The organism is Streptomyces sp. NPDC052701 (genome assembly GCF_040678355.1).
Lineage (GTDB): Bacteria > Actinomycetota > Actinomycetes > Streptomycetales > Streptomycetaceae > Streptomyces.
This window is the reverse complement of the sequence record NZ_JBFATO010000016.1, coordinates 122,925-144,198: the sequence shown is the minus strand read 5'-3', so window position 1 is coordinate 144,198 and position 21,274 is coordinate 122,925. Positions and strand designations below refer to the sequence as shown.

17 protein-coding genes are annotated in these 21,274 nt (G+C 72.4%); 5 read left to right on the top strand and 12 right to left on the bottom strand.

Translation table 11 applies throughout. The annotated features are described in order from the left end of the window. Window positions 1–34: 34 nt before the first annotated feature. From AB0L29_RS20100 to AB0L29_RS20050, 11 genes are all read right to left on the bottom strand, one after another. The gene (locus AB0L29_RS20100; RefSeq protein WP_365828933.1) at window positions 35–427 is read right to left on the bottom strand and encodes a cytidine deaminase; all 393 of its coding nucleotides are present in this window, start codon (window positions 425–427) and stop codon (window positions 35–37) included. After that, a complete protein-coding gene (locus AB0L29_RS20095; RefSeq protein ID WP_365828931.1) occupies window positions 424–1,701 on the bottom strand; it encodes an ABC transporter permease in 1,278 nt (425 codons plus the stop codon). The genes AB0L29_RS20100 and AB0L29_RS20095 overlap by 4 nt, the downstream gene beginning before the upstream one ends. Further along, the gene (locus AB0L29_RS20090) at window positions 1,698–2,822 is read right to left on the bottom strand and encodes an ABC transporter permease (RefSeq protein ID WP_365828929.1); all 1,125 of its coding nucleotides are present in this window, start codon (window positions 2,820–2,822) and stop codon (window positions 1,698–1,700) included. Before AB0L29_RS20090 ends, AB0L29_RS20095 begins: the two co-directional genes overlap by 4 nt. Further along, window positions 2,822–4,390 carry an ABC transporter ATP-binding protein gene (locus AB0L29_RS20085; protein ID WP_365828927.1) on the bottom strand — a complete coding sequence of 523 codons (1,569 nt, stop codon included), beginning with the start codon at window positions 4,388–4,390 and terminating at the stop codon, window positions 2,822–2,824. Before AB0L29_RS20085 ends, AB0L29_RS20090 begins: the two co-directional genes overlap by 1 nt. Window positions 4,391–4,596: 206 nt before the next feature. Continuing rightward, on the bottom strand, window positions 4,597–5,652 hold the full coding sequence (locus AB0L29_RS20080) for a BMP family ABC transporter substrate-binding protein (protein ID WP_365828925.1): 1,056 nt from the start codon (window positions 5,650–5,652) through the stop codon (window positions 4,597–4,599). Between the two features lie 622 nt (window positions 5,653–6,274). Further along, window positions 6,275–7,327 (bottom strand): BMP family ABC transporter substrate-binding protein, encoded by a 1,053-nt coding sequence (locus AB0L29_RS20075; RefSeq protein ID WP_365828923.1) that lies wholly within the window; start codon window positions 7,325–7,327, stop codon window positions 6,275–6,277. 291 nt (window positions 7,328–7,618) lie between these two features. Next, complete coding sequence (locus tag AB0L29_RS20070; protein WP_365828989.1) at window positions 7,619–8,860, bottom strand: M20 family metallopeptidase; 1,242 nt, start codon at window positions 8,858–8,860, stop codon at window positions 7,619–7,621. Window positions 8,861–9,497: 637 nt separating this feature from the next. Beyond that, complete coding sequence (locus AB0L29_RS20065; protein WP_365828921.1) at window positions 9,498–10,562, bottom strand: hypothetical protein; 1,065 nt, start codon at window positions 10,560–10,562, stop codon at window positions 9,498–9,500. A 47-nt stretch (window positions 10,563–10,609) separates the two neighbouring features. Continuing rightward, window positions 10,610–11,548 (bottom strand): N-acetylneuraminate synthase family protein, encoded by a 939-nt coding sequence (locus AB0L29_RS20060; RefSeq protein WP_365828919.1) that lies wholly within the window; start codon window positions 11,546–11,548, stop codon window positions 10,610–10,612. 14 nt (window positions 11,549–11,562) lie between these two features. Continuing rightward, window positions 11,563–12,846: an acylneuraminate cytidylyltransferase gene (locus AB0L29_RS20055; protein WP_365828917.1), complete on the bottom strand. Its 1,284-nt coding sequence runs from the start codon at window positions 12,844–12,846 to the stop codon at window positions 11,563–11,565. Window positions 12,847–12,881: 35 nt separating this feature from the next. Beyond that, window positions 12,882–14,231: a DUF6716 putative glycosyltransferase gene (locus tag AB0L29_RS20050; protein WP_365828915.1), complete on the bottom strand. Its 1,350-nt coding sequence runs from the start codon at window positions 14,229–14,231 to the stop codon at window positions 12,882–12,884. A gap of 198 nt (window positions 14,232–14,429) precedes the next feature. On the opposite strand from AB0L29_RS20050, the gene AB0L29_RS20045 reads away from it, so the two are divergent. From AB0L29_RS20045 to AB0L29_RS20030, 4 genes are all read left to right on the top strand, one after another. Further along, window positions 14,430–15,410 carry a glycosyltransferase family 2 protein gene (locus AB0L29_RS20045; RefSeq protein WP_365828913.1) on the top strand — a complete coding sequence of 327 codons (981 nt, stop codon included), beginning with the start codon at window positions 14,430–14,432 and terminating at the stop codon, window positions 15,408–15,410. Then, window positions 15,407–16,744, top strand: a complete 1,338-nt coding sequence (locus AB0L29_RS20040; protein ID WP_365828911.1) for a polysialyltransferase family glycosyltransferase — start codon at window positions 15,407–15,409, stop codon at window positions 16,742–16,744. Before AB0L29_RS20045 ends, AB0L29_RS20040 begins: the two co-directional genes overlap by 4 nt. Before the next feature lie 278 nt (window positions 16,745–17,022). Beyond that, window positions 17,023–18,168 (top strand): acyltransferase, encoded by a 1,146-nt coding sequence (locus AB0L29_RS20035; protein WP_365828909.1) that lies wholly within the window; start codon window positions 17,023–17,025, stop codon window positions 18,166–18,168. A gap of 78 nt (window positions 18,169–18,246) precedes the next feature. Then, window positions 18,247–19,122: a class I SAM-dependent methyltransferase gene (locus tag AB0L29_RS20030; protein ID WP_365828907.1), complete on the top strand. Its 876-nt coding sequence runs from the start codon at window positions 18,247–18,249 to the stop codon at window positions 19,120–19,122. A gap of 17 nt (window positions 19,123–19,139) precedes the next feature. On the opposite strand, the gene AB0L29_RS20025 is transcribed toward AB0L29_RS20030, so the two are convergent. After that, window positions 19,140–19,790 (bottom strand): TetR/AcrR family transcriptional regulator C-terminal domain-containing protein, encoded by a 651-nt coding sequence (locus tag AB0L29_RS20025; RefSeq protein WP_365828905.1) that lies wholly within the window; start codon window positions 19,788–19,790, stop codon window positions 19,140–19,142. Window positions 19,791–19,859: 69 nt separating this feature from the next. Between AB0L29_RS20025 and AB0L29_RS20020 the strand changes: the two genes are divergently transcribed. Beyond that, a complete protein-coding gene (locus AB0L29_RS20020) occupies window positions 19,860–21,260 on the top strand; it encodes an FAD-dependent oxidoreductase (protein ID WP_365828903.1) in 1,401 nt (466 codons plus the stop codon). The last annotated feature ends 14 nt before the right edge of the window (window positions 21,261–21,274 follow it).

Here is a 21,274-nt window from a genome sequence, read left to right as displayed (position 1 = left end):
GGCCCGGGTGAGGGCTCGGAGGGGCCGCGGGGAGTTACTTGACGAGATGGCCCGGGCCGAAGGCCTGGGGCAGCATCTCCGACAGCGGCAGGATGCCCGCCGGGGTCTCCAGCAGCAGGCCCGGGCCGCCGAACTCGTACAGCAGCTGGCGGCAGCGACCGCACGGGACGAGGATCTCGCCGTCGCCGTCCACGCAGGTGAAGTGCGTCAGACGGCCGCCGCCGGAGTTGTGCAGCTCCGACACCAGTCCGCACTCGGCGCACAGGCCGAGTCCGTACGAGGCGTTCTCGACGTTGCAGCCGGACACGATCCGGCCGTCGTCGACCAGGGCCGCCACGCCGACCCGGTAGCCCGAGTACGGGGCGTACGCCCGGGTCATGGCGTCCCGGGCCACCGCGCGCAGCTTCTCCCAGTCGACGGCGGTCACTTGCCCTGTCCCTTCCGGTAGGGCAGGCCGTCCGCCTTCGGCATGCGCAGGCGCTGGGCGGACAGGGTCAGCACGACCAGGGTGACGACGTACGGCGTGGCGGAGACGACCTGGTTCGGGACCTCGTTGGTGCCGGCGTACCAGGCGAACACCAGGGCGCCGACGACCAGGATGATCACCGCCTGGAGGTACTTCCTGCGGATCGCCAGCCAGATCGCGCCGATGATCAGCAGCAGCGCGCCGAGCAGCAGCAGGGCGTGGACGTTCTCGGAGCCGCCGCGCAGGTTGAGGCTGTCGGTGTAGCCGAACAGGCCCGCGCCCAGGGCGAGGCCGCCCGGCATCCAGTTGCCGAAGATCATCGCCGCGAGGCCAATGAAGCCGCGGCCGCTGACCTGGCCCTCCAGGTAGAAGGGGTTGGCCACGATGGACAGGAACGCACCGCCCAGGCCGGCCAGGCCGCCGGAGACGACCACGGCGAAGTACTTGTACTTGTAGACGTTCACGCCGAGGGACTCGGCCGCGACCGGGTTCTCGCCGCAGGAGCGCAGGCGCAGGCCGAAGGCGGTGCGCCACAGGATCCACCAGGTGGCGGGGACCAGCGCGACGGCGATCAGGGTCAGCCAGGAGACGTTGGTGACCAGGCCGCCGAGCAGGCCGGCGATGTCGGAGACGAAGAACCAGCCCTTGGCGTTCAGGTCGCGCAGGGCGTCCGACAGGCCCGGGACCGTGAAGTGGCCGAGGGACTCGACCGCCGGGGACTGCTTGGCGGAGCCGCCCGGGTGGCCCTCGAAGGCCAGCGGCGCGAGGTAGCGGGTGGCGCCGAGGGCGAGGATGTTGATGGCCACACCGGAGACGATGTGGTTGACGTTGAAGGTGACGGTGACGAAGGCGTGCAGCAGGCCGCCGATCGCGCCGCCGGCGATGCCGACCAGGACACCGGTCCACGGGCCCCACTGGAAGCCGGCCCAGGCGCCGAACCAGGTGCCGAGGATCATCATGCCCTCGAGGCCGATGTTGACGACGCCCGCGCGCTCGGCCCACAGGCCGCCGAGACCGGCGAGGCCGATGGGTACGGCGAGCTGGAGCGCGGTGGACATCTGGCTGACGTTGGTGATGCCGTCGGCGCCGGTGATGATGCGGACGATCGAGGTCAGCGCCAGGGCCCCGGCGATGACCAGCAGCAGGACGGGCAGCGACAGGCGGCGGCCGGTCGGCGCCGCGGGCTGCAGCGTGGGCTGGTTGACGTCGGTCGCCGAGGTCTGCGAGGCGGTCATCGGCCAGCCACCTCCTTCGTGGTGTTGTTGTCGGCGCCCAGGACGTGGCCGGCGGCCAGCTCCGCGCCGACGCGGCGCTGCTGGCGGCGCAGGCCCCACTCGCGGACGGCCTCGTAGGAGACCACGACCGAGAGGACGATCAGGCCCTGCATGATGACCGCGATCTCCTTGTCGTAGCCGTGGAAGTCCAGTTCGGGCGAGGCCTTGTCGAGCCAGGCCCACAGCAGGGCGGCGAAGGCGATGCCGACCGGGCTGTTGCGGCCGAGCAGGGCGATGCCGATGCCGAGGAAGCCGATGCCGGTGGGGAAGTTCAGGCTGTAGGTGTGGGTGTCGCCGAGCAGGATCGGCAGACCCGCCAGGCCCGCGATGCCGCCGGAGATCAGCATGGCGGTCAGCACCATGCGCCGGGGGTCGACGCCGCTGGCGGCCGCCGCGGTCTCCGAGGCGCCCGAGGCGCGCAGGTCGAAGCCGAAGCGGGTGCGGTTGAGGACGACCCAGTAGCCGATGCCGAGGAGGACGGCGAGGACGACCAGGCCGTAGATCTCGCCGGCGGCGCCCATGTCGATGCCGGGGATCCAGCCCGACTCGTACATCTCGCCGGTGGTGTTGTTGTTGCCGACCTTGACGCCGAAGACGGTCGGCAGCCACAGGTAGGCGATGACCGAGGTCGCGATCGCGTTGAGCATGATCGTGGCGACGACCTCGCTGACGCCGCGGGTGACCTTCAGGACACCCGCGATCCCGGCCCAGAAGGCGCCGGTGCACACGGCGGTCAGGAGCAGCAGCGGGATCTGGACCGCGGCCGGCAGGTCCAGGTGGGCGCCGACGACGGCGGCCAGCATGGCGCCGAGCTGGTACTGGCCGTCGACACCGATGTTGAACAGGTTCATCCGGAAGCCGATGGCCACCGCGAGCGCCGCGATGTAGTACATCGAGGCCTGGTTGATGATCAGGACCTGGATGTCGGAGAACGAGGCCTGCTCGAACATCAGGGCGAACGGCTCGACGGGGTTCTTGCCCGAGGCGAGCAGGACGATCGCGCTCAGCACGAAGGCCACGGCGAGCGCGATGACCGGCCCGGCCACCGCGAGGAGTACGCGCTCCTTGTCGAACTTCTTCATCAGCGGGCCTCGTCTTCCGGAGACTCGGGGGTGTCGGCCGGCGTCTCGGGGGTCTCTTCGTGTTCGAGGTGTCCGGTGGCGGCACCGGTCATGGCCGAGCCCAGCTCCTCGGGGGTGATGGTGGCCGGGTCTGCGTCCGCGACCAGCCTGCCGTTGTAGATCACGCGGAGGGTGTCGGACAGGCCGATGAGCTCGTCCAGGTCGGCGGAGATCAGCAGCACGGCCAGGCCCTCGCGACGGGCCTCGCGGATGTGGTCCCAGATGGCGGCCTGCGCACCGACGTCCACGCCCCGGGTGGGGTGGGCGGCGATGAGGAAGCGCGGCTTGTGGCTCATCTCGCGGCCGACGATCAGCTTCTGCTGGTTGCCGCCGGACAGGGAGGCGGCGGTGACGTCGATGCCGGGGGTGCGGACGTCGTACTCCGTCACGATCCGGCGGGTGTCCTCCTGGGCCGCCTTCGGGTCCAGCCAGACGCCCTTGGCGTTGGGCTTCTCCGTGACGTGGCCGAGGATGCGGTTCTCCCAGAGGGGGGCCTCCAGGAGCAGGCCGTGGCGGTGGCGGTCCTCGGGGATGTAGCCGATGCCCTGCTCGCGGCGCTTGCGGGTGGCCCAGGCGGTGATCTCCTCACCCTCCAGGGAGATGGTGCCGGAGTCGGCGTGCCTGAGGCCGATCAGCGCGTCGACCAGCTCGGTCTGGCCGTTGCCCTCGACGCCGGCGATGCCCAGGACCTCGCCCGCGTGGATGGTGAAGCTGATGTCGTCCAGGAGCGCCTTGCCGCCGGGGGCCGTCAGGCGCAGCTTGTCGACGGTGACGACCGGGCGGTCGGTGACCGTGGACTCGGCCGTCTCGGGCGTGGGCAGCTCGCTGCCGACCATCATCTCGGCGAGCTGGCGCGGGGTGGTCTCGGCGGGGACGGCCGTGCCGACCGTCGTGCCGCGCCGGATGACGGTGATGTCGTCGGCGACCGAGAGGACCTCGCCCAGTTTGTGGGAGATGAAGATGACCGACAGGCCCTCGGACTTCAGCTCGCGCAGGTTGGCGAAGAGCGCGTCCACCTCCTGCGGCACGAGCACGGCCGTCGGCTCGTCCAGGATCAGCGTGCGGGCACCGCGGTAGAGGACCTTGAGGATCTCCACGCGCTGGCGGGCGGCGACGCCGAGCTCCTCGACCAGCAGGTCGGGGTGCACGTCCAGGCCGTAGCGGTCGGAGATCTCCCTGATCCTGCGGCGGGCCCTGGCTCCGATGCCGTGCAGCTTCTCGCTGCCGAGCACCACGTTCTCCAGGACCGTGAGGTTGTCGGCGAGCATGAAGTGCTGGTGCACCATGCCGATGCCGCGGGCGATGGCGTCGGCCGGCGAGGACAGGGTGACCTGCTCGCCGTCGATGGCGATGGTGCCCTCGTCCGGCTTCTGCATGCCGTAGAGGATCTTCATCAGCGTCGACTTGCCGGCGCCGTTCTCGCCGACGAGGGCGTGGACGGTGCCCTTGCGGACGGTGAGGTGGATGTCGTGGTTGGCCACGACGCCCGGGAAACGCTTGGTGATCCCGGCGAGCTCGACGGCGGTCACCTGACCGCCCGCCGCTCCGGCCGGAGGGCTGCTGGACGCGTTGATGGCGCACTCTCCTGGGGACGGGGGTCGTCTACGCGCGTAGCGCCCCTACGGCATCGAAAGGGGCGACGCACCGGGACAACGGGGTACGAGGAGGCTGCCTCCTCGTACCCCGTTGAGCGGACGTGACCCCACGGTTACACGCTGCTCGAGGTGTTGCTGTATCAGCTGCTCTTGACCTTGATCTCGCCGCTGACGATCTTCTCCTTGGCCGTCTTGATGGCTTCCTGGAGCTCGGCGTCGGCCTTGAACTTGGGGTTGGAGTCCGCGAGGCCGACCTCTCCGGTCTTCAGATCGCCCCTGACGATACCGGTCTCGGGTTTGCCGCCCTCGACCGACTTGGCCAGGTTGTACACCGCCTTGGCGACGTCCTTCATCGCCGAGGTGAGGATGTGGTCCTTGTACTTGGCGAGGGCTTCCTGCTTGTACTGGTCGGAGTCGACGCCGATCGCCCACACCTTGTTGGCGGCGGCGGCCTCGATGACGCCCTGGCCGGACAGGCCGGCGGCCGCGTAGACGACGTCGGCCTTCTTCTCGATCTGGCCCTCGGCGGCCGTCTTGCCCTTGTCGGGGCTGGAGAAGCCGCCCTCCTCGGCGGTCTGCGTCAGGTACTGCGAGAGGACCTTGACCTTCGGGTCGGTGTCCTTGACGCCCTGCTCGAAGCCCGCCTGGAACTTGTGGATCAGCGGGATGTCCACACCGCCCACGAAGCCGACGACCTTGCTCTTGGTGCTCTTGGCGGCGGCGACACCGGCCAGGTACGACGCCTGCTCCTCGGAGAAGACCAGGTCGGCGACGTTCTTGGCGGTGATCGTGGAGTCGTCGACGATGCCGAAGGTGGTGTCCGGGAACTTCTCCGCGGCGCCCTTCACGGCCGCGGCGTACGCGTAGCCCACGCCGATGACCGGGTTGTAGCCCTGGCGGGCCAGCAGGGCCAGGCGCTGCTCCTTGTCGGCGTCGGTCTCGCCCTCGGTGGGCTCGATGTCGGCCGTCTCGTAGCCGAACTCCTGCTGCGCCTTCTTCAGGCCGGCGTACGCGGCGTCGTTGAAGGACTGGTCGCCCTTGCCGCCGACGTCGTACGCGATGGCGAGACCCTTGTCACCCTTGGTGTCCGAGGAAGAGGAGGAACCGGACGTCGAGGTGGAGCCGCAGGCGGCGAGGGCCAGGGCCAGGGAGGCGGTCGCTGCGCCTGCGACCGTGATCCGGGAAATCCGGCGCATGTTGTGGTGCTCCTAGTCGTACTGGCGGGTCCGGAGGTGCGGGTGCGTTCCCGCGTCGTTCGGCGCGTACTCCCGGCGTGCCGAACGAAGGCCCTCGTAGCGGAGCTGCTTGGGCCTTCGGCCGATGCGGCGGGAGTGCGTGCCGGGCGGTGCGGGGGAGGTGCCCGTACTGATCCGGGGTCGCTCAGCGCCGGACGGTTCAGCATCGGCGCTGGCTCGCCGCAGATTAACGCGCGTAGACCTGCCTGAAAACCCCTTCTGTCCACCTTGTTATCCGCCCGTGGCCAACACGATTGCGGACCGGGCCGGGACCTTGCCGACCGCAAACGGGAGGTGGCGGTGGGTGACGCGCAGGAGGGCGGACGGGGGCGCGGGAGGGGAACGGGACCCTTGGGGATGCCCGCCCGCCGGTACGACTGTGGTCACCGTCACCCGGCAGGCCGGACGTCCCTCCCTCACCCGGCAGGCCGGACGTCCCTCCCTCATCCGGCCGGCCGCCCGAGGAGGGCCGCCGGGGAGGCGGCCCGGGAACGCCGAAGCGGGCCGGCCCCGGGGGCCCGCCCGCTTCCCGCGTGTCCGTCGGCGGCCGCCCGGCCGGGCGGCCGGGCGGACCGCGCGGCCGCTACTCCGTCCTGACCTTGATGGAGCCGTCGGTGATGCCTTCCTTGGCCTTGGCCACGGCGTCCTTCAGGCCCGCGATCTTGCCGAACTCGGGGTTGCTCTCGGACAGGCCGACGCCGTTCACCTTCAGGTCGAAGGTCTGGGTGCCGGTGAGCGGCTTGCCGTCCTCGACGGACTTGGCCAGGGCGTACACCGCACCGCCGATGTCCTTGAGGGCGGAGGTGAGGATGCGGTTCTTGTAGTTCGCCAGGGCGGCCTGCTTGTACTGATCGGAGTCGACGCCGATCGCCCAGACCTTCGCCTTCGCGGCGGCCTCGATGACGCCCTGGCCGGACAGGCCGGCCGCCTGGTAGACGACGTCGGCCTTCTTCTCGATCTGACCCTCGGCGGCGGCCTTGCCCTTGTCGGGGCTGGAGAAGCCGCCCTCCTCGGCCGTCTGCGTCAGGTACTGCGAGAGGACCTCGACCTTCGGGTCGGTGTCCTTGACGCCCTGCTCGAAGCCGGCCTCGAACTTGTGGATCAGCGGGATGTCCACACCGCCCACAAAGCCGACGACCTTGCTCTTGGTGCTCTTGGCGGCGGCCACGCCGGCGAGGTAGGAGGCCTGCTCCTCGGCGAAGACGAGGGAGGCGACGTTCTTGCCCTCGACCACGGAGTCGACGATGCCGAAGGTGGTCTTCGGGTACTTCGCGGCCACGGCCTTCATCGCGGGACCGTAGGCGAAGCCGACGCCGATGACCGGGTTGTAGCCCTGGCGGGCCAGCGAGGACAGGCGCTGCTCCTTGTCGGCGTCGGTCTCGCCCTCGGTGGGCTCGATGTCGGCGGTCTCGTAGCCGAACTCGCCCTTGGCCTTGGTGAGGCCGGCGTAGGCGGCGTCGTTGAAGGACTGGTCGCCCTTGCCGCCGATGTCGTACGCGATGGCGAGGCCCTTGCCGCCCTTGGTGCCGTCGTCGCCTCCGCTGCCTTCGCTGCTGGTGCCGCCGCAGGCCGTGGCGGCGAGCGCGAGCGACGCGACCCCCACCGCGACGCGGGTCAGTTTGGATATCCGACGCATCTTGAAGTTCCCCATTCTCACAGCCCCGCAGCGGGTGCCCAGTTCGGCGCACATTAACGCGCGTAGACATTCCTGGGAACGGGGTTCCGCGTGGCTGTTATCCATTCGTGCCGATGGCCGGTTACGTCCTTGTGAACCACGGTATCGAAAGGCGCACGCGGAACGTGGTGCGCGGGTCCGTACGGCACGCGCACCACGCTGCCCCGGCCCCGCCCCGATCGCAACCGGAGCGGGGTGGCAGGGCCCGGGCCGTCGCCGGATCCCCGCCCGCCCGCCCGGCGGCGGCGGGGCCTACCTCAGCCCGTGGATGAGGGCGGCGGCGGTGAACAGCTCCACGCCCACGGTGATCGCCGACTCGTCGACGTCGAAGTCGCCCTGGTGCAGGTCGCGCACGATCCGCTCGCCGGGGGTGCGCACGCCGAGCCGGGCCATGGCGCCGGGCACGTGCTCCAGGTACCAGGAGAAGTCCTCGCCGCCGAGGCTCTGCTCGGTGCCCACGACGGACTCGGTGCCGCGACGGGCGATCATGGCGTCCCGCAGCAGCTCGGTGACGCCGGGCTCGTTGACCACGGGCGGGACGCCGCGCACGTAGTTGATCTCCGACTTGGCGCGGTGCAGGTTGGCGATCTCGTCGATCGCGGCGACGACGAGGTCGGGCGCCTGCCGCCAGGCCTCGATGTCGAGGCACCGCACGGTGCCGGAGAGCTCGGCGTGCTGCGGGATGACGTTCGGGGCGTGTCCCGACTCGATGCGTCCCCAGGTCAGGGCCAGGCCGCTGCGGCTGTCGAAGCGCCGGGCGAGGAGGGCGGGCACGTCGGTGACGACCCGGGCGGCGGCGGTGACCAGGTCGGTCGTCAGGTGGGGACGGGCGGTGTGCCCGCCGGGGCCCTCCAGGGCGATTTCCAGCCGGTCGCAGGCGGAGGTGAGGGGGCCCTCGCGCAGGCCGATCCGGCCGGCGTCGACCCGGGGGTCGCAGTGCAGGGCGATGATCGCGCCGACGCCGTCCAGCGCACCGTCCTTGATGGCGTCGGCGGCGCCACCGGGCAGCACCTCCTCGGCGGGCTGGAAGATCAGCCGCACGGGCCGGGGCAGCCGCCCCTGCCGGTGGAGGTCGGCGAGGACGAGTCCGGCGCCCAGGACGACGGTGGTGTGCACGTCGTGGCCGCACGCGTGCGCGCGGTCGGGCACGGTCGACCGGTACGGGCACTCGGTCTTCATGTCCGGGATGGGCAGGCCGTCGATGTCGGCCCGCATGGCGAGCATGGCGGGCGTGGTGCGCCGTCCCTCCCCCGCGCCGCCGTCGGCGCCGATGTCACAGACGAGGCCGGTCCCGGCGCCGAGCACGCGCGGTTTGAGACCGGCCTTCTCGAGCCGTTCCTTGATCGCCGCGGTCGTGCGGAACTCCTGGTTGCCGAGCTCCGGGTGCATGTGCAGGTCGCGGCGGAACGCGATGAGCTCGGCGCGCAGCGCGTCGGGCAGCGCGCCGGGAAGCACGGCTCCCTGGGGGAGATCGATCTCGGACTCCAGTGACATCAGTTGCTTCACCCTTTGAAGGGTAGGACGCGGAGGCGGTCGGCTGACCGGCGATCGACAAAACTTCAGCCCGTCAGGGGAAGAAACACCGGCCGCCTGACGCATATCTGCCGATCGGGGTGGGTAAACTCGCCCGTCTTTGCGGGTGAACGGCCGGCCGTCCCCACGCACTGTGAGTTCGGTCACATCCCGGCCAGGCCCTGTACCCATCCATCCCTTCCACGCATACCACGCCCGGGCCGGGGTAGGCCTGGTCGTTCGCCTGGCGGACGGTGCGCACCCCCCGCGACGGCGGCGGCCCCGCCCGGGCGCGCCGCGTGTGCGCCGGCGCCCCGGGTCTCTTCCCCGCCGCCCGGATTCCGTGCGGCGACACGGCCGGGAGCTGGTGCCGAGCGCTTCCCCGGCGGCCCTCCGCCCGGCACCGGAGGGATCACCGGGATGCTCCGCGCCCCGGCCCTGGGCGGTCTCGTACCGGCCGGTCCGTCGGCCGGTCTGGGGGCCGGGGCGGCGGGCCTGGGCGCGAGGGTTGGGGGCCGAGGGCGGCGGGCCTGGGGCCGGAAGACCTGAAGTCGGAAGACCTGAAGCCGGAAGACCGGAGGACCTGAGGCCGGAGCGCCAGGGCGGCGAGGGCCGGAGGCTAGACCGCGCCCAGCGCCGACAGGCGGTGCACGTCCCGGGCCTTCCCGGTCACCCCGGACAGGAAGCCCTGGGCGCGTGGCGAGGCGTGGTCGGTCAGCCAGGCGGGGTCTATGTCGCACACGGCCACGCGCACCTCCGTGCCGGCCAGTGCGAGCGGGAGCGTGTGCACGACCGTGGACGGGAAGCTGAGCACCGTACGGCCGATGGGACCGCGGCGGGCGACGAGTTCCAGGGGCAGTTCGGGGCGGACGATCTCCAGGCCGGTCTCGACGGCCAGCCGGTGCAGCTTCTGCGCGCTCTCGCGGCGGTGGGCGAAGTAGCGGGTCGCGCCGTGGGCCCCGGCGAGGGCGCGGACGGCCTCCAGGTAGCGGTCGCCGTCCACCACGCCCGTCTCCACCAGGGACGTGCCCACCATGTCGGCGCCCTTGGTGACGCGCGGCGGGCCGAAGCGGGCGCGGGTCCAGGCGAAGGCGTTGGCGGTGACCGTGACGCCCGCCGGGGTGTCCTCCATCGGCATGGAGGAGAAGATCTCCACCCGGCGCCGGTCGCCCGGTGTCAGGCGGCGCCGGGCCGAGGAGGACACCGGCGCGAAGAGGAGGTCGCGCGGGCCCGGACGGCCGCCCTTGCGGTGCCAGCGCACCAGGCGCTCGCCCCGGGCCAGCTGGCCGACGAACTCCATCGTCGCCGTACCGTCGTCGACGACGACCAGGTCGCGGGCGCGCGTGATGGTCAGCAGCAGCTGCACGTAGCGCGAGAAGGGGTCCCCCAGGACCACCTGCCGGGCCCGCCGCAGCATGCCAGCCAGTCCGCCGATCGTCCGGAACGGTGCCGCGGCCCCGCCCCGCGCCTCCTCCCAGCGGACCTCGTGGCCCTCCTCGCGGGCCAGGTCGGACATGCGCCGCAGCTGGCCGCGGGTCATCGGGTCGATCGGGGACAGCACCACCAGGGTGAGCCCCCCGCCGGGCGCGCGGTGGTGCGCCCACTCCAGCACATTCAGCAGCTGTACCGGGCTCTCGACGAAGGCGAGGGTGCGGGGGCCGGCGTTTCCGGCGTGGGGGCTCATCGGCGTACGACCGTCCCGTCGTCAGACGTATTCGGTGTTCGGGCTGCTCAGACGGTGACCGGCTCGCCCGCCGCCGCGGCGATCTCCGCCTCGGCGACCACGCCGGTGACGCGGCGCAGCTTCTTCATCGGGCCGAGCTCGGACTCGTAGACCTTCTTCACGCCGTCGCCGAGGGAGGCCTCGATGGTGCGGATGTCGCGGACCAGGCGGGTCAGGCCCTGCGGCTCGACGGAGGCGGCCTGGTCGGAGCCCCACATGGCGCGGTCGAGGGTGATGTGGCGCTCGACGAAGACGGCGCCGAGGGCGACGGCGGCCAGGGTGGTCTGCAGGCCGGTCTCGTGGCCGGAGTAGCCGATCGGGACGTTCGGGTACTCCTTCTCCAGCGTGTTGATCACGCGGAGGTTCAGCTCCTCGGCCTTGGCCGGGTAGGTGGAGGTGGCGTGGCAGAGCAGGATGTTGTCGCTGCCCAGCACCTCGACGGCGTGGCGGATCTGCTTCGGGGTGGACATGCCGGTGGAGAGGATGACCGTGCGGCCGGTGGCGCGCAGGGCGCGCAGCAGCTCGTCGTCGGTCAGGGAGGCGGAGGCCACCTTGTGGGCGGGGACGTCGAACTTCTCCAGGAAGGCGACGGCCTCGGTGTCCCACGGGGAGGCGAACCAGGCGATGCCCTTCTCCTTGCAGTACTCGTCGATCCGGCGGTACTCGTCCTCGCCGAACTCCACGCGGTGGCGGTAGTCGATGTACGTCATCCGGCCCCAGGGGGTGTCGCGCTCGATGTCCCACTGGTCGCGCGGGGTGCAGATCTCCGGCGTGCGCTTCTGGAACTTGACCGCGTCGCAGCCGGCCTCGGCGGCCGCGTCGATCAGCTTGAAGGCGTTCTCGAGGTCGCCGTTGTGGTTGATGCCGATCTCGCCGGTGACGTAGACGGGGCGGCCGGGGCCGACCTCGCGCGAACCGAACCGGCGGATGCGGGAGTTGGTGCTCATGGCAGGAGGTGTCCTTACTTGGTGAGGGGGTCGAGAGAGTCGAGCGAGGGTCCGAGGATCCAGCCGGCGATCTCCCGGATCGCGCCGTCGCCACCGGGGACGGTGGTGACCGCGCGTGCGGCGCCGCGTACGACGTCGTGGGCGCTCGCGACCGCCACGGGCCAGCCCACGAGGGCGAAGCACGGGAGGTCGTTGACGTCGTTGCCGACGTAGAGCACGCGCTCCGGCGCGATGCCCTGCTCCTCGCACCACTGCTTCAGCGCGAGGTCCTTGCGGTCGACGCCGTGCAGCACCGGGAGCCTCAGCTTCCGGGCCCGGGCGGCGACGACCGGGTTCTGCTCCGTGGACAGGATCAGCATCCGCAGCCCGCTCCTCCGCAGGGCCGCGATGCCGAGCCCGTCTCCGCGGTGCACGGAGACGAACTCCCGTCCGTCGGCGTCGATCAGCACCCGGTCGTCGGTCTGGGTGCCGTCGAAGTCCAGTACGACCGCGTCGACGTCGTCGGCGGTCGGCAGCGCACCGGGGCGGTCCGCGTCGAAGAGGGGGGCGAGGGCCCGGGCCCGCGCCAGGTCGTGCGGGTCGTCGATCTCCAGCACCCGCGCGGGGTCGGTGCGGACGAGTTCGGTGCGGCCGAAGAAGCGGTGCCGGTGCTCGCGGAAGCCGGCCGCGTCCATGGCGTAGGCGGCGCCGGTCTCCAGCAGGTCCTGGGGGCGGTCCTGGCGGCGGGGGCGGAAGGACTTGTCGTGGTTGACGCCGTAGCCGCCCTCGGGCGGAGTCCCGGATCCGGGCTGCGGGGCCTGGTCGGCGGCCTTCGCCTCGTCGTCGGCGTCCCGCCACAGGAAGCCGTGGAAGGGCGCCACGGTCACCGCGGTGTCCGCGCCGTTCTCCGCGACGGCCGCCGCGACCCCGTCGATGTCCTCGCGGACCAGGAACGGGCTGGTGCACTGCACGAGCAGCACCACGTCCACCGCCGCGCCGTGCAGCGCCTCGTGGGCCTCCATGGCGTGCAGCACGGCCGCCTCGGAGGTCGCGGTGTCGCCCGCGATGGCGGCGGGCCGCAGCACGACCTCGGCGCCGGCGTGCCGGGCGGCGGCGGCGATCGCCTGGTCGTCGGTGGAGACGACGACGTCCGTGACGAGCCGCGCGGCCCGGCACTCGCGCACGGCGCGCGCCACCAGGGGCACGCCCCCGACGGGCGCGAGGTTCTTCGCGGGGACGCCCTTGGAGCCGCCGCGCGCGGGGATCACCGCGAGCACGCGGCGCACCGCGGCGCCGTGGCCCGCTTCCGGGTGGGACATGGGGTCTACTCCTTGGGCAGGTAGGGGGGCGGCGGTCACAGTTCGCCCATCCGCCGGATCACCGGCGCCACCCGCTGCACGCCGTGCCGGTAGGCGCCGCGCGCCGCCCGGCGCACGATCTGCCGGACCGGACCGGGCTCCTTGTCGGCGGCGGGCGCGCCGGGCAGCGGGGTGCCGTCCGGGCCGAGGTGGTGGCGGGCCAGCAGGCCGGGCAGGTAACCGGGCGCGGTGCCGGGCGTGTAGTACGGGGTCAGCGGGGGCAGGCCGCCGGGCCGCCGGAGCAGTTCGGCGATCCGCTCGCGGGCCGTGTCGAAGGCGGTGGCGTACGAGCCCGCCCCGGAGGGGGAGTCCCCGGCCGCGACGCCCTGCCGGGACACCCACTCCTCGTCGGGCGCGGGCCGGTGCCCGGCGTCGAGCTGGTCCCAGGAGGCGAGGCAGCCGGAGCCGACGAAGTGGTGGTTGCCGAGGGCTTCCCGGATGCCGAGGTCGGTGAGGACGACGGTGGGGATACGGCGGTGCAGCGCCTCCAGCGCGGCCGTGGAGCTGACCGTCACCAGCAGGTCGGTGCGGTCCAGCACCTCGCCCATGTGCCCGTACACCAGGCGGAAGTTGGACGGCGGGTCGAGCCGCTGCGCCAGCTTCTGGTACGGCAGCTCCTCGATGTGCGTGGTGTGTTCGCCCGGCTTGGAGCGCAGCTTGAGCAGCACCTCCCGCTCGGGGTGCAGACGGGCGTGGCGCACCAGCCGGTCCAGCAGGTACATGCGGTCCTTGCGGCTGTCCGGGACGGAGGGCTGGGCGGCGAAGACCACGGTGTAGGGGTCGTGTTCGCCGGTGTAGGGCGCGCCGCCCAGGAACGGCAGCGCGACCTCGGTCACCGACGAGGCGTCGGCGCCGACCCCCTCGTACACGGCGCGGAAACGCTCCGCGTCCTGGCGGGAGTTGGCGAGCACGAGGTCCGCGCCGTGCCGCAGCAGCAGGCCGTCGGCGAGCTTCTCGTAGACGACGCCGACGTAGCCGGTGACGACGACGGGCCGCTCGGGGCGGTCCTCCCAGACCCGCTTGAGGCCGTGCAGCATCGCCTGCACGCCGCCGCCGACCAGGGCGAGGACCAGGAGGTCGTACGGCTCGCGCGCCATGGTCCGCAGGAACTCGACGGCGGTGACCTCGCGCAGGGAGTCCGCCCGGACGCCGACCTCCTCCAACTGGCGGGCGGTGGGCGTGGCGCGGCCGCGCAGCAGATAGCCGTCCAGGCGGACGTCCGTCTGCGCCACCCGTCCGGTGTTCCCCGGCGCGATGCGGTTCGCGGTGAGCGCGCCCCATTTCCACCGGGTGTCGGAGTCCGCGATAACGGCCACCCGCAGGGCTTTCGTTGCACTTGCTGGCACGTCGAAGACGCTAGGAAGCCATTTCTAGGATCCGCCCAACCCGAACGCAACAAACGGTTAACAGCACGTCGCCGAACGGCGAATCCGGCCCGGGTGCGCGGGGAAAAAGCCCTGGTTCATGGCATCGACACGAGCCGTTCACCCGGCATCAAACCAACGGCAAAGGCGCGTGACGGGCCGCCGCCTAACATCCCGTCCGTGGTCAAGCTCTCCGTCATCGTGCCGTTCTACAACGTGCAGCAATACGCTCCCGACACCCTGAAGAGTCTGCGCGCGAACGCGCGGGACGACTTCGAGTTCATCCTCGTCGACGACTGCTCCACCGACGGGACACCGGACATCCTCGCCCGCGCGGAACGCGACCTGCCGGGGGCGGTGCTGGTCGCGCACGAGAGGAACGGCGGCCTGGCGACCGCGCGCAACTCCGGCATCGACCGGGCGCGCGGCGAGTACCTGACGTTCCTGGACGGCGACGACTGGCTGGCGCCCGGCTACTACGCCCGGCTCGTCGCCCAGATCGAGGCGCTGGGCTGCGACTTCCTGCGCGTGGACCACGTGCAGTGCACCGCCCGGGCCCGCTCCGTGCACCGGGTGCCGCACGGGCGGCGCAACACGGTGCTGCGTCCGCGCGACGCGATCCTGCCCGCCCACCGCTCCACCTCCGTCGACTACGCCTACGCCTGGGCCGGCGTGTACCACCGCCGGCTGGCCGACCGCGGCCTGCTGCACTTCACCGACGGGCTGCGCACGGCCGAGGACCGGCCGTGGATCTGGAAGCTGCACCGGGAGGCGGAGTCCTTCGCGGTGTCCGGGCTGCTCGGCGTCTTCTACCGGCGGGGGGTGGCCTCCTCGCTCACCCAGATCGGTGACGTGCGCCAGCTCGACTTCATCCGCGCGTTCGACCAGGTCGTCAAGGAGACCGCCGAGGACCCGGAGGCGGCGCGGCTGCTGCCGAAGGCCGTGCGCACGTACTGCGCGATCATCTCCCACCACCTTGGATCCATCGAAAGGTTCGAGCCCGCCGTGGCCAGGAAACTGAAGTCGATGAGCGCCGCCGCGCTGCGGCGCATGCCGCAGGGGGCGCTCGACGAGGTGCTCGACTCGATGGACGCCGAGCGCGCCTCCCGTCTGCGCCGGCTGCGCCGCCGTCCCGCCGCGGCCGCGGAGGTGGCCGCGTGACCACCCAGATCTTCATGGCGTCGACGCTGTACGGCACGGCCACCCTGGCCGCCGCCCTGGACGCCGGCTGCTTCGACGACGCCGACCGGCGGATCCTGCTGGTCTCCAACAACGCGGCGACGCCGGAGACGGCACCGGCCGTGGACACGATGCCGGGCTTCGAGCGGCTGCGCGGCCGGTTCGACGACGTCGTCTCGTGGAACGAGACCATCTTCCCCTTCCACCCGGGGGGCTGGTCGCCGCGCATGGACGACGTCCCGATGTGGGAGCGGTACCTGCGGCTGGCCTGGGGCCTGGGCGACGACGACGTGGCGCTCGCCGTCGAGTCGATCCAGGTGCACCCGGCGCTCGGCGTGGCGCAGATCTTCACCGGCGCCCCCGTCACGGTCTACGCGGACGGCCTGATGAGCTACGGCCCCACCCGCAACAAGATCGACCCGCTGGTCGGCACGCGCATCGAGCGGCTGCTCCACCTGGACCTGGTGCCGGGGCTCAGGCCGCTGCTGCTGACCGAGTTCGACGTGCGACCGGAGATCGTGCCGACCGCCGCGTTCACCAAGGTGCTGGCCGAACTCGCCGACACCGGCGCCGGCCTGCCGGACACCGAGGGAGCCGCGCTGCTGCTCGGCCAGTACCTGTCCGCGCTCGGCATCCTCTCCCCCGAGGAGGAGGAGGACCTGCACGTGCGGATGCTGCGGGGCGCCGTCGCTCTCGGCCACACCACGGTCGTGTTCAAGCCGCACCCCTCGGCCCCCGCCCGTTTCGCCCGCACCCTGGAGACGGAGGCCGACCGGCTCGGCGCCGACCTCACCGTGCTGGACACGCCGGTGCTGGCCGAGGTGCTCTACCAGTGCATACGCCCGGCGCTGGTCGCCGGCTGCTTCTCCACCGGCCTGCTCACCGCCTCCGCGCTGTACGGTCTGCCGGTCGCCCGGATCGGCACGGAGACGCTGCTGGAGCGCCTGACGCCGTACGAGAACAGCAACCGCGTCCCCGTCACGATCGTCGACGCGCTGCTGCCGGAGCTGACCGACCGGGACGCCGTCCGGGCACAGCGCGCGTCGACGGACACCGACGCGCTCGGCGACCTGGTGCGCGCCGTGGGGTTCGCGATGCAGCCGAGGATCCTGCCGGAGCTGCGTCCGCAGGCCGAGCGGTACCTGGCGCGGCATCTGGACTCCCACACCCGGCGCTACTTCAAGAAGCGGCGTCTGACCTCGCTGGGCCTGCCCGGCGGTGTGCCCGCCCAGCTGGCGTTCCTGCCGCGCAACGCGGCCGTGCGCAGGGTCGTGGGACGGGCCCGCTCGCTGCGCAGGGCGGTGCGCCGCCGCTGAGGACGGCGGATCCGGACCGGTGGAATCCCCTGCCGCGGTGCCGTGTCGGCTGCCTCACAGTGGCGGGGAGATCCGTACCGGACACGGGAAACGGCGGGGAACGCGGGCGACGGGAGAATGAACCCGCGCCGACCGCGGGGTAAAGCGTGCGGGCATCGAACAAAAGAGCCCGGAACGACGCCCTAGGCTTTTCGTGGACGGCTTTCCTCCGACCCCGGCGCATTCGGCCAGGAGGGTGGCGAAAAACAAATCCGCAGCGCACGGCGAGGGATATCAGCATGACCGAAACGGTCGTCGGGGCTCCGGCCCCGCAAGCCGCCCCGGCGGCACCCGTCCAGGAGCGGCCCGCTCCGGCCGGCCGGCCGCGGGCGGCGGTCCGGCTGCGGGCCCTGGACGGACTGCGGCTGGTCGCCGCGCTGATGGTGGCGGCCTACCACTACGGCGGACGCGACGGCGAGGTCACCGAGGCGTGGGGCAGCTCGCCCAGGGAGCAGTTCCCCACGCTGCACGAGTTCTTCGCCTACGGCTGCCTCGGCGTGCAGGTCTTCTTCGTCATCAGCGGGTTCGTGATCTGCATGAGCGGCTGGGGCCGCCCGCTGCGGTCGTTCTTCGCCTCCCGCGCCTCCCGCCTGCTGCCCGCCTACTGGGTGGCCGTCGCCTTGGTGACGGCGGTGTTCGCGCTGCCGGTGGTCGCCTACGAGGCGGTCTCGCCCAGCGACGCCCTGGTGAACCTGACGATGCTGCAGATGCCGCTGGGCGTGGACCGGGTGCTGGGGGTGTGCTGGACGCTCTGGGCGGAGCTGCGCTTCTACGCGCTGTTCGCGCTGTGCGTGGTGCTGCCGGGGGCGAACCGGCAGCGGGTGATCCTGTTCTGCGCGTGCTGGACGCTGGCGGCGGTGATCGCGCAGGCCGCCCACGAGCCGCTGCTCGACCTGGTCCTGATGCCCGAGTACGCCCCGTTCTTCGTCGGCGGCATCGGCCTCTACCTCGTCCACCGCGACCGCGGGGACGCCCACGCCTGGGGCATCGTGGCCGTGAGCTGGCTGATCGGGCAGCACCACGCGGTGCGGGCGCTGTGGCACGCGCCGGACGCGGGCGGCTTCTCCTACCGCTCCTCGTTCGGGATCGTGCTCGTCGTGACGCTGGGCTTCGCGGCGGTCGCGGCGATCGCCCTCGGCTGGCTGAACCGGGTGGACTGGCGCTGGCTGACGGTGGCGGGCGCGCTGACGTACCCGTTCTACCTGGTGCACGAGCACCTGGGCTGGGTGGTGATCCACGCCCTGCACGTCGGACTGGGCATCGCCTCGGCCCCCGCCTTCGCCCTGACGGTCGCCTCCATGCTGGCGCTGGCCTGGCTGCTGTACCGGTACGTCGAGAAGCCGCTGACGCCGCGGCTGCGGGCGGCGCTGTCCCGGACGCGCTGACACCCAAGCGCGCCGGATTCTTCACGACACGTCCACCCTATGGCGACTTGTCCGGGTTTCACGGAGCAGGCTCGTCCCATGGCCAACGCACAAGCCACCGACACGTACCCGGGCGTACTCGCCGACGTCCCCGGGTGGTTCCCCCCACTGGACCAGGTGCTGTTCACCTGGCTCCTCGAACAACAGGAGGCGAGCGGGGTCCGCGGCGATCTGCTGGAGCTCGGCGCCTACCTGGGCAGGAGCGCGATCCTGATGGGCCGTCACCTGCGCGACGGGGAGACGTTCACGGTCTGCGACCTGTTCGGGAGCGAGGCTCCGGACCGGGCGAACCGGACCGAGACCGCCGGGTCGTACGCCTCGCTCACCCGTCAGGCGTTCGAACGGAACTACCTCTCCTTCCACGACACCCTGCCGACGGTGGTCCAGGGTCCGAGCTCCGTGATCACCTCGCACGTCGCCCCCGGCACCTGCCGCTTCGTCCACGTCGACGCCTCGCACCTGTACGAGCACGTGTACGGCGACATCGGCGCGGCCCGCGAGGTCCTGCTGCCCGGGGGCGTGGTCGTCCTGGACGACTTCCGCTCCGAGCACACCCCGGGCGTCGCCGTCGCCGTGTGGGAGGCGGTCCTCGAGCGCGGACTGCGCCCCGTCTGCCTCAGCACGCAGAAGCTGTACGGCACGTGGGGGGACCCAAAGCCGCTGCAGGAGGCCCTGCTCGCGCTGCTGGAGAAGCGCGAGGACTGCGGCGTGAGCGTCCAGTGGGCCGCCGGCCACCGCCTGGTCCGCGCCCATTCCCGGCGCATGCAGCCGCCGCCGTTCCCCCATTCGCGCCACTACGTCCCCCCGGCGCCCCGCGCGCCGCGCTCCCGGGCCCGCCGCCTCGCGGCGGACCTGCTGCCGCCGCTCGTCACCCGGGCGCTGCGGCGGGCACGGGCGGGCCGGGCACCGGCGTAGCCGCCCCGGCGCCCGGGTCAGGCGACCGCGTACCGCGCCCCGATCCCCTCGATGACCAGGGCCAGCCCTTCCTCGAAGTGCCGGTCGTAGTCCGCGAACAGCTCCGCGCCCGCCGCGGCCGACAACGGGAAGCCGGCCATCAGGCGGGCGCGTTCCTCCACGTCGTAGCCGGGCCGCCGTTCGCCGGGCAGCGGCCGGACGCCCTGCTCCTCGGTGACGAAGCCGAGCGTGTAGAGGTACGCCGTCGTGAAGGCCCGGACGGCCTGCGGCAGGCTGAACCCCGCCCCCGTCAGCAGCCGCAGGTCGTCCTCCATCTGCCGCGCGTGCTCGATGCCGGTGAACCGCGACCCGCTGAAGACCTTGGCCCCGTCCCGGTAGCCGAGCAGCGCGGTCCGCAGCCCCCGGTTGGCCTTCAGCAGCCGCGTCCGCCAGTCGTCCCGGGGGTCGAGGGGCACCCCGGCGACCATGCGGCGGTACATCTCCGTCGCCATCTCGTCGAGCAGCGCCTGCTTGTCCTCGAAGTGCCAGTACAGAGCGGGCGCCTTGACGTCCAGCCGCTTGGCGATGGCGCGCAGGGTCAGGCCCTCCAGGCCGACCTCGTTCAGGAGCTCCAGGGCCGTGTCCGCGACCCGCCGACGGTCCAGCGGCGCGCGTCGTTCCGTACTCACGCTTGACAGTTTAACGCCGTTAAGGGGACGCTCGGCCCGAGCATCACTTAACAGCGTTAAGGAGTCGGTATGACGACCGTGGACGTCCTGATCGCGGGTGCGGGCCCGACCGGCCTCGCCCTGGGCATCGACCTCGCCCGGCGCGGGGTCCCGGCGCTCGTGGCGGAGCGCGCCGACACGCTCTTCCCGGGCTCGCGGGGCAAGGGGATCCAGCCGCGCACCATGGAGGTCTTCGACGACCTCGGCGTCCTCGACGCGATCCGCGCGGCCGGCGGCGGCTATCCGGTCGGGATGGTCTGGCGCGACGGCGAACGCCTCGGGGAACACCACATGTTCGACCCCGTCGAGGCCACCGACGACTCGCCCTGCGCGCAGCCGCTGATGGTGCCGCAGTGGCGCACCCAGGAGATCCTGTACGCGCGGCTGGCGGAACTCGGCGGACGGGTCGCCTTCGGCCGCGAGGTCGTGTCCGTGACGCAGGACGAGGAGGGCGTCACCGCGCACTTCGCCTCCGGCGAACCGGTCCGGGCCCGGTACGCCGTCGCCGCCGACGGCGGCCGCTCGACGGTGCGGCGCGCGCTGGGCATCGGGATGACCGGGGAGACGGTGGACCCGCACCCGATGCTGGTGGCGGACGTGCGGATCACCGGTCTGGACCGCGACAACTGGCACCTCTTCCCGCCGGACGGGGGCGCCGGCGGCCACCTCGCGATCTGCCCGCTCGCCGGGACGGAGGACTTCCAGCTGACCGCCTCCTTCCCGCGGGGAGCGAGCGTGGACACGACCCCGGACGGCGTCCGCAAGGTGGTCGCGGCCCGCTCCCACCTCGCTCCCGAGGACGTGACGGAGGTCCGCTGGGCCTCGGACTTCCGCGCCCGGACCGCCCTGGCGGACCGGTTCCGCGCGGGCCGGGTCCTGCTCGCCGGGGACGCGGCGCACGTGCACCCGCCGACGGGCGGCCAGGGCCTCAACACCAGCGTCCAGGACGCCTACAACCTGGGCTGGAAACTGGGCGCGGTGCTCCGGGACGGAGCGCCCGAGGACCTGCTGGACACCTACGAGGAGGAACGCCGCCCGACGGCCGCCGACGTGCTCGGCCTCTCCACCCGTGTCCTGCGGGGCGAGACCCGCCGGGGGGCGGCCACCCTCCAACTGGGCGTCGGCTACCGGCACTCCTCCCTCGCCCGGGAGACGCGCCCCGCCCCGGGCCCCGTACGGGCCGGCGACCGGGCACCGGACGCGACGGTGGACGGCACACGCCTCTTCGACGCCTTCCGGGGCCCGCACTGGACGCTGCTGGCACTGGGCACACAGGCCCCCGCGGCACCGGTGCCCGTGGTGCGCGGTCCCGCCCACCCGACGTACGGGAGCGGCCTGTTCCTCGTGCGCCCGGACGGCTACGTCGGCTGGGCGGGCGACACGGCGGCGGCCGGCCTCGCGGACTACCTCGCCCGCGTCGGCCTGCGCTGACGCGGCGGGCCGGC

What these genes read in the sequence shown, in the direction of transcription:
- AB0L29_RS20095 (WP_365828931.1), bottom strand. Translation starts at nt 1,701, where the DNA reads ATGACCGCCTCGCAGACCTCGGCGACCGACGTCAACCAGCCCACGCTG.
- AB0L29_RS20090 (WP_365828929.1), bottom strand. Translation starts at nt 2,822, where the DNA reads ATGAAGAAGTTCGACAAGGAGCGCGTACTCCTCGCGGTGGCCGGGCCG.
- AB0L29_RS20080 (WP_365828925.1), bottom strand. Translation starts at nt 5,652, where the DNA reads ATGCGCCGGATTTCCCGGATCACGGTCGCAGGCGCAGCGACCGCCTCC.
- AB0L29_RS20075 (WP_365828923.1), bottom strand. Translation starts at nt 7,327, where the DNA reads ATGCGTCGGATATCCAAACTGACCCGCGTCGCGGTGGGGGTCGCGTCG.
- AB0L29_RS20070 (WP_365828989.1), bottom strand. Translation starts at nt 8,860, where the DNA reads ATGTCACTGGAGTCCGAGATCGATCTCCCCCAGGGAGCCGTGCTTCCC.
- AB0L29_RS20065 (WP_365828921.1), bottom strand. Translation starts at nt 10,562, where the DNA reads ATGAGCCCCCACGCCGGAAACGCCGGCCCCCGCACCCTCGCCTTCGTC.
- AB0L29_RS20060 (WP_365828919.1), bottom strand. Translation starts at nt 11,548, where the DNA reads ATGAGCACCAACTCCCGCATCCGCCGGTTCGGTTCGCGCGAGGTCGGC.
- AB0L29_RS20055 (WP_365828917.1), bottom strand. Translation starts at nt 12,846, where the DNA reads ATGTCCCACCCGGAAGCGGGCCACGGCGCCGCGGTGCGCCGCGTGCTC.
- AB0L29_RS20035 (WP_365828909.1), top strand. Translation starts at nt 17,023, where the DNA reads ATGACCGAAACGGTCGTCGGGGCTCCGGCCCCGCAAGCCGCCCCGGCG.
- AB0L29_RS20030 (WP_365828907.1), top strand. Translation starts at nt 18,247, where the DNA reads ATGGCCAACGCACAAGCCACCGACACGTACCCGGGCGTACTCGCCGAC.
- AB0L29_RS20020 (WP_365828903.1), top strand. Translation starts at nt 19,860, where the DNA reads ATGACGACCGTGGACGTCCTGATCGCGGGTGCGGGCCCGACCGGCCTC.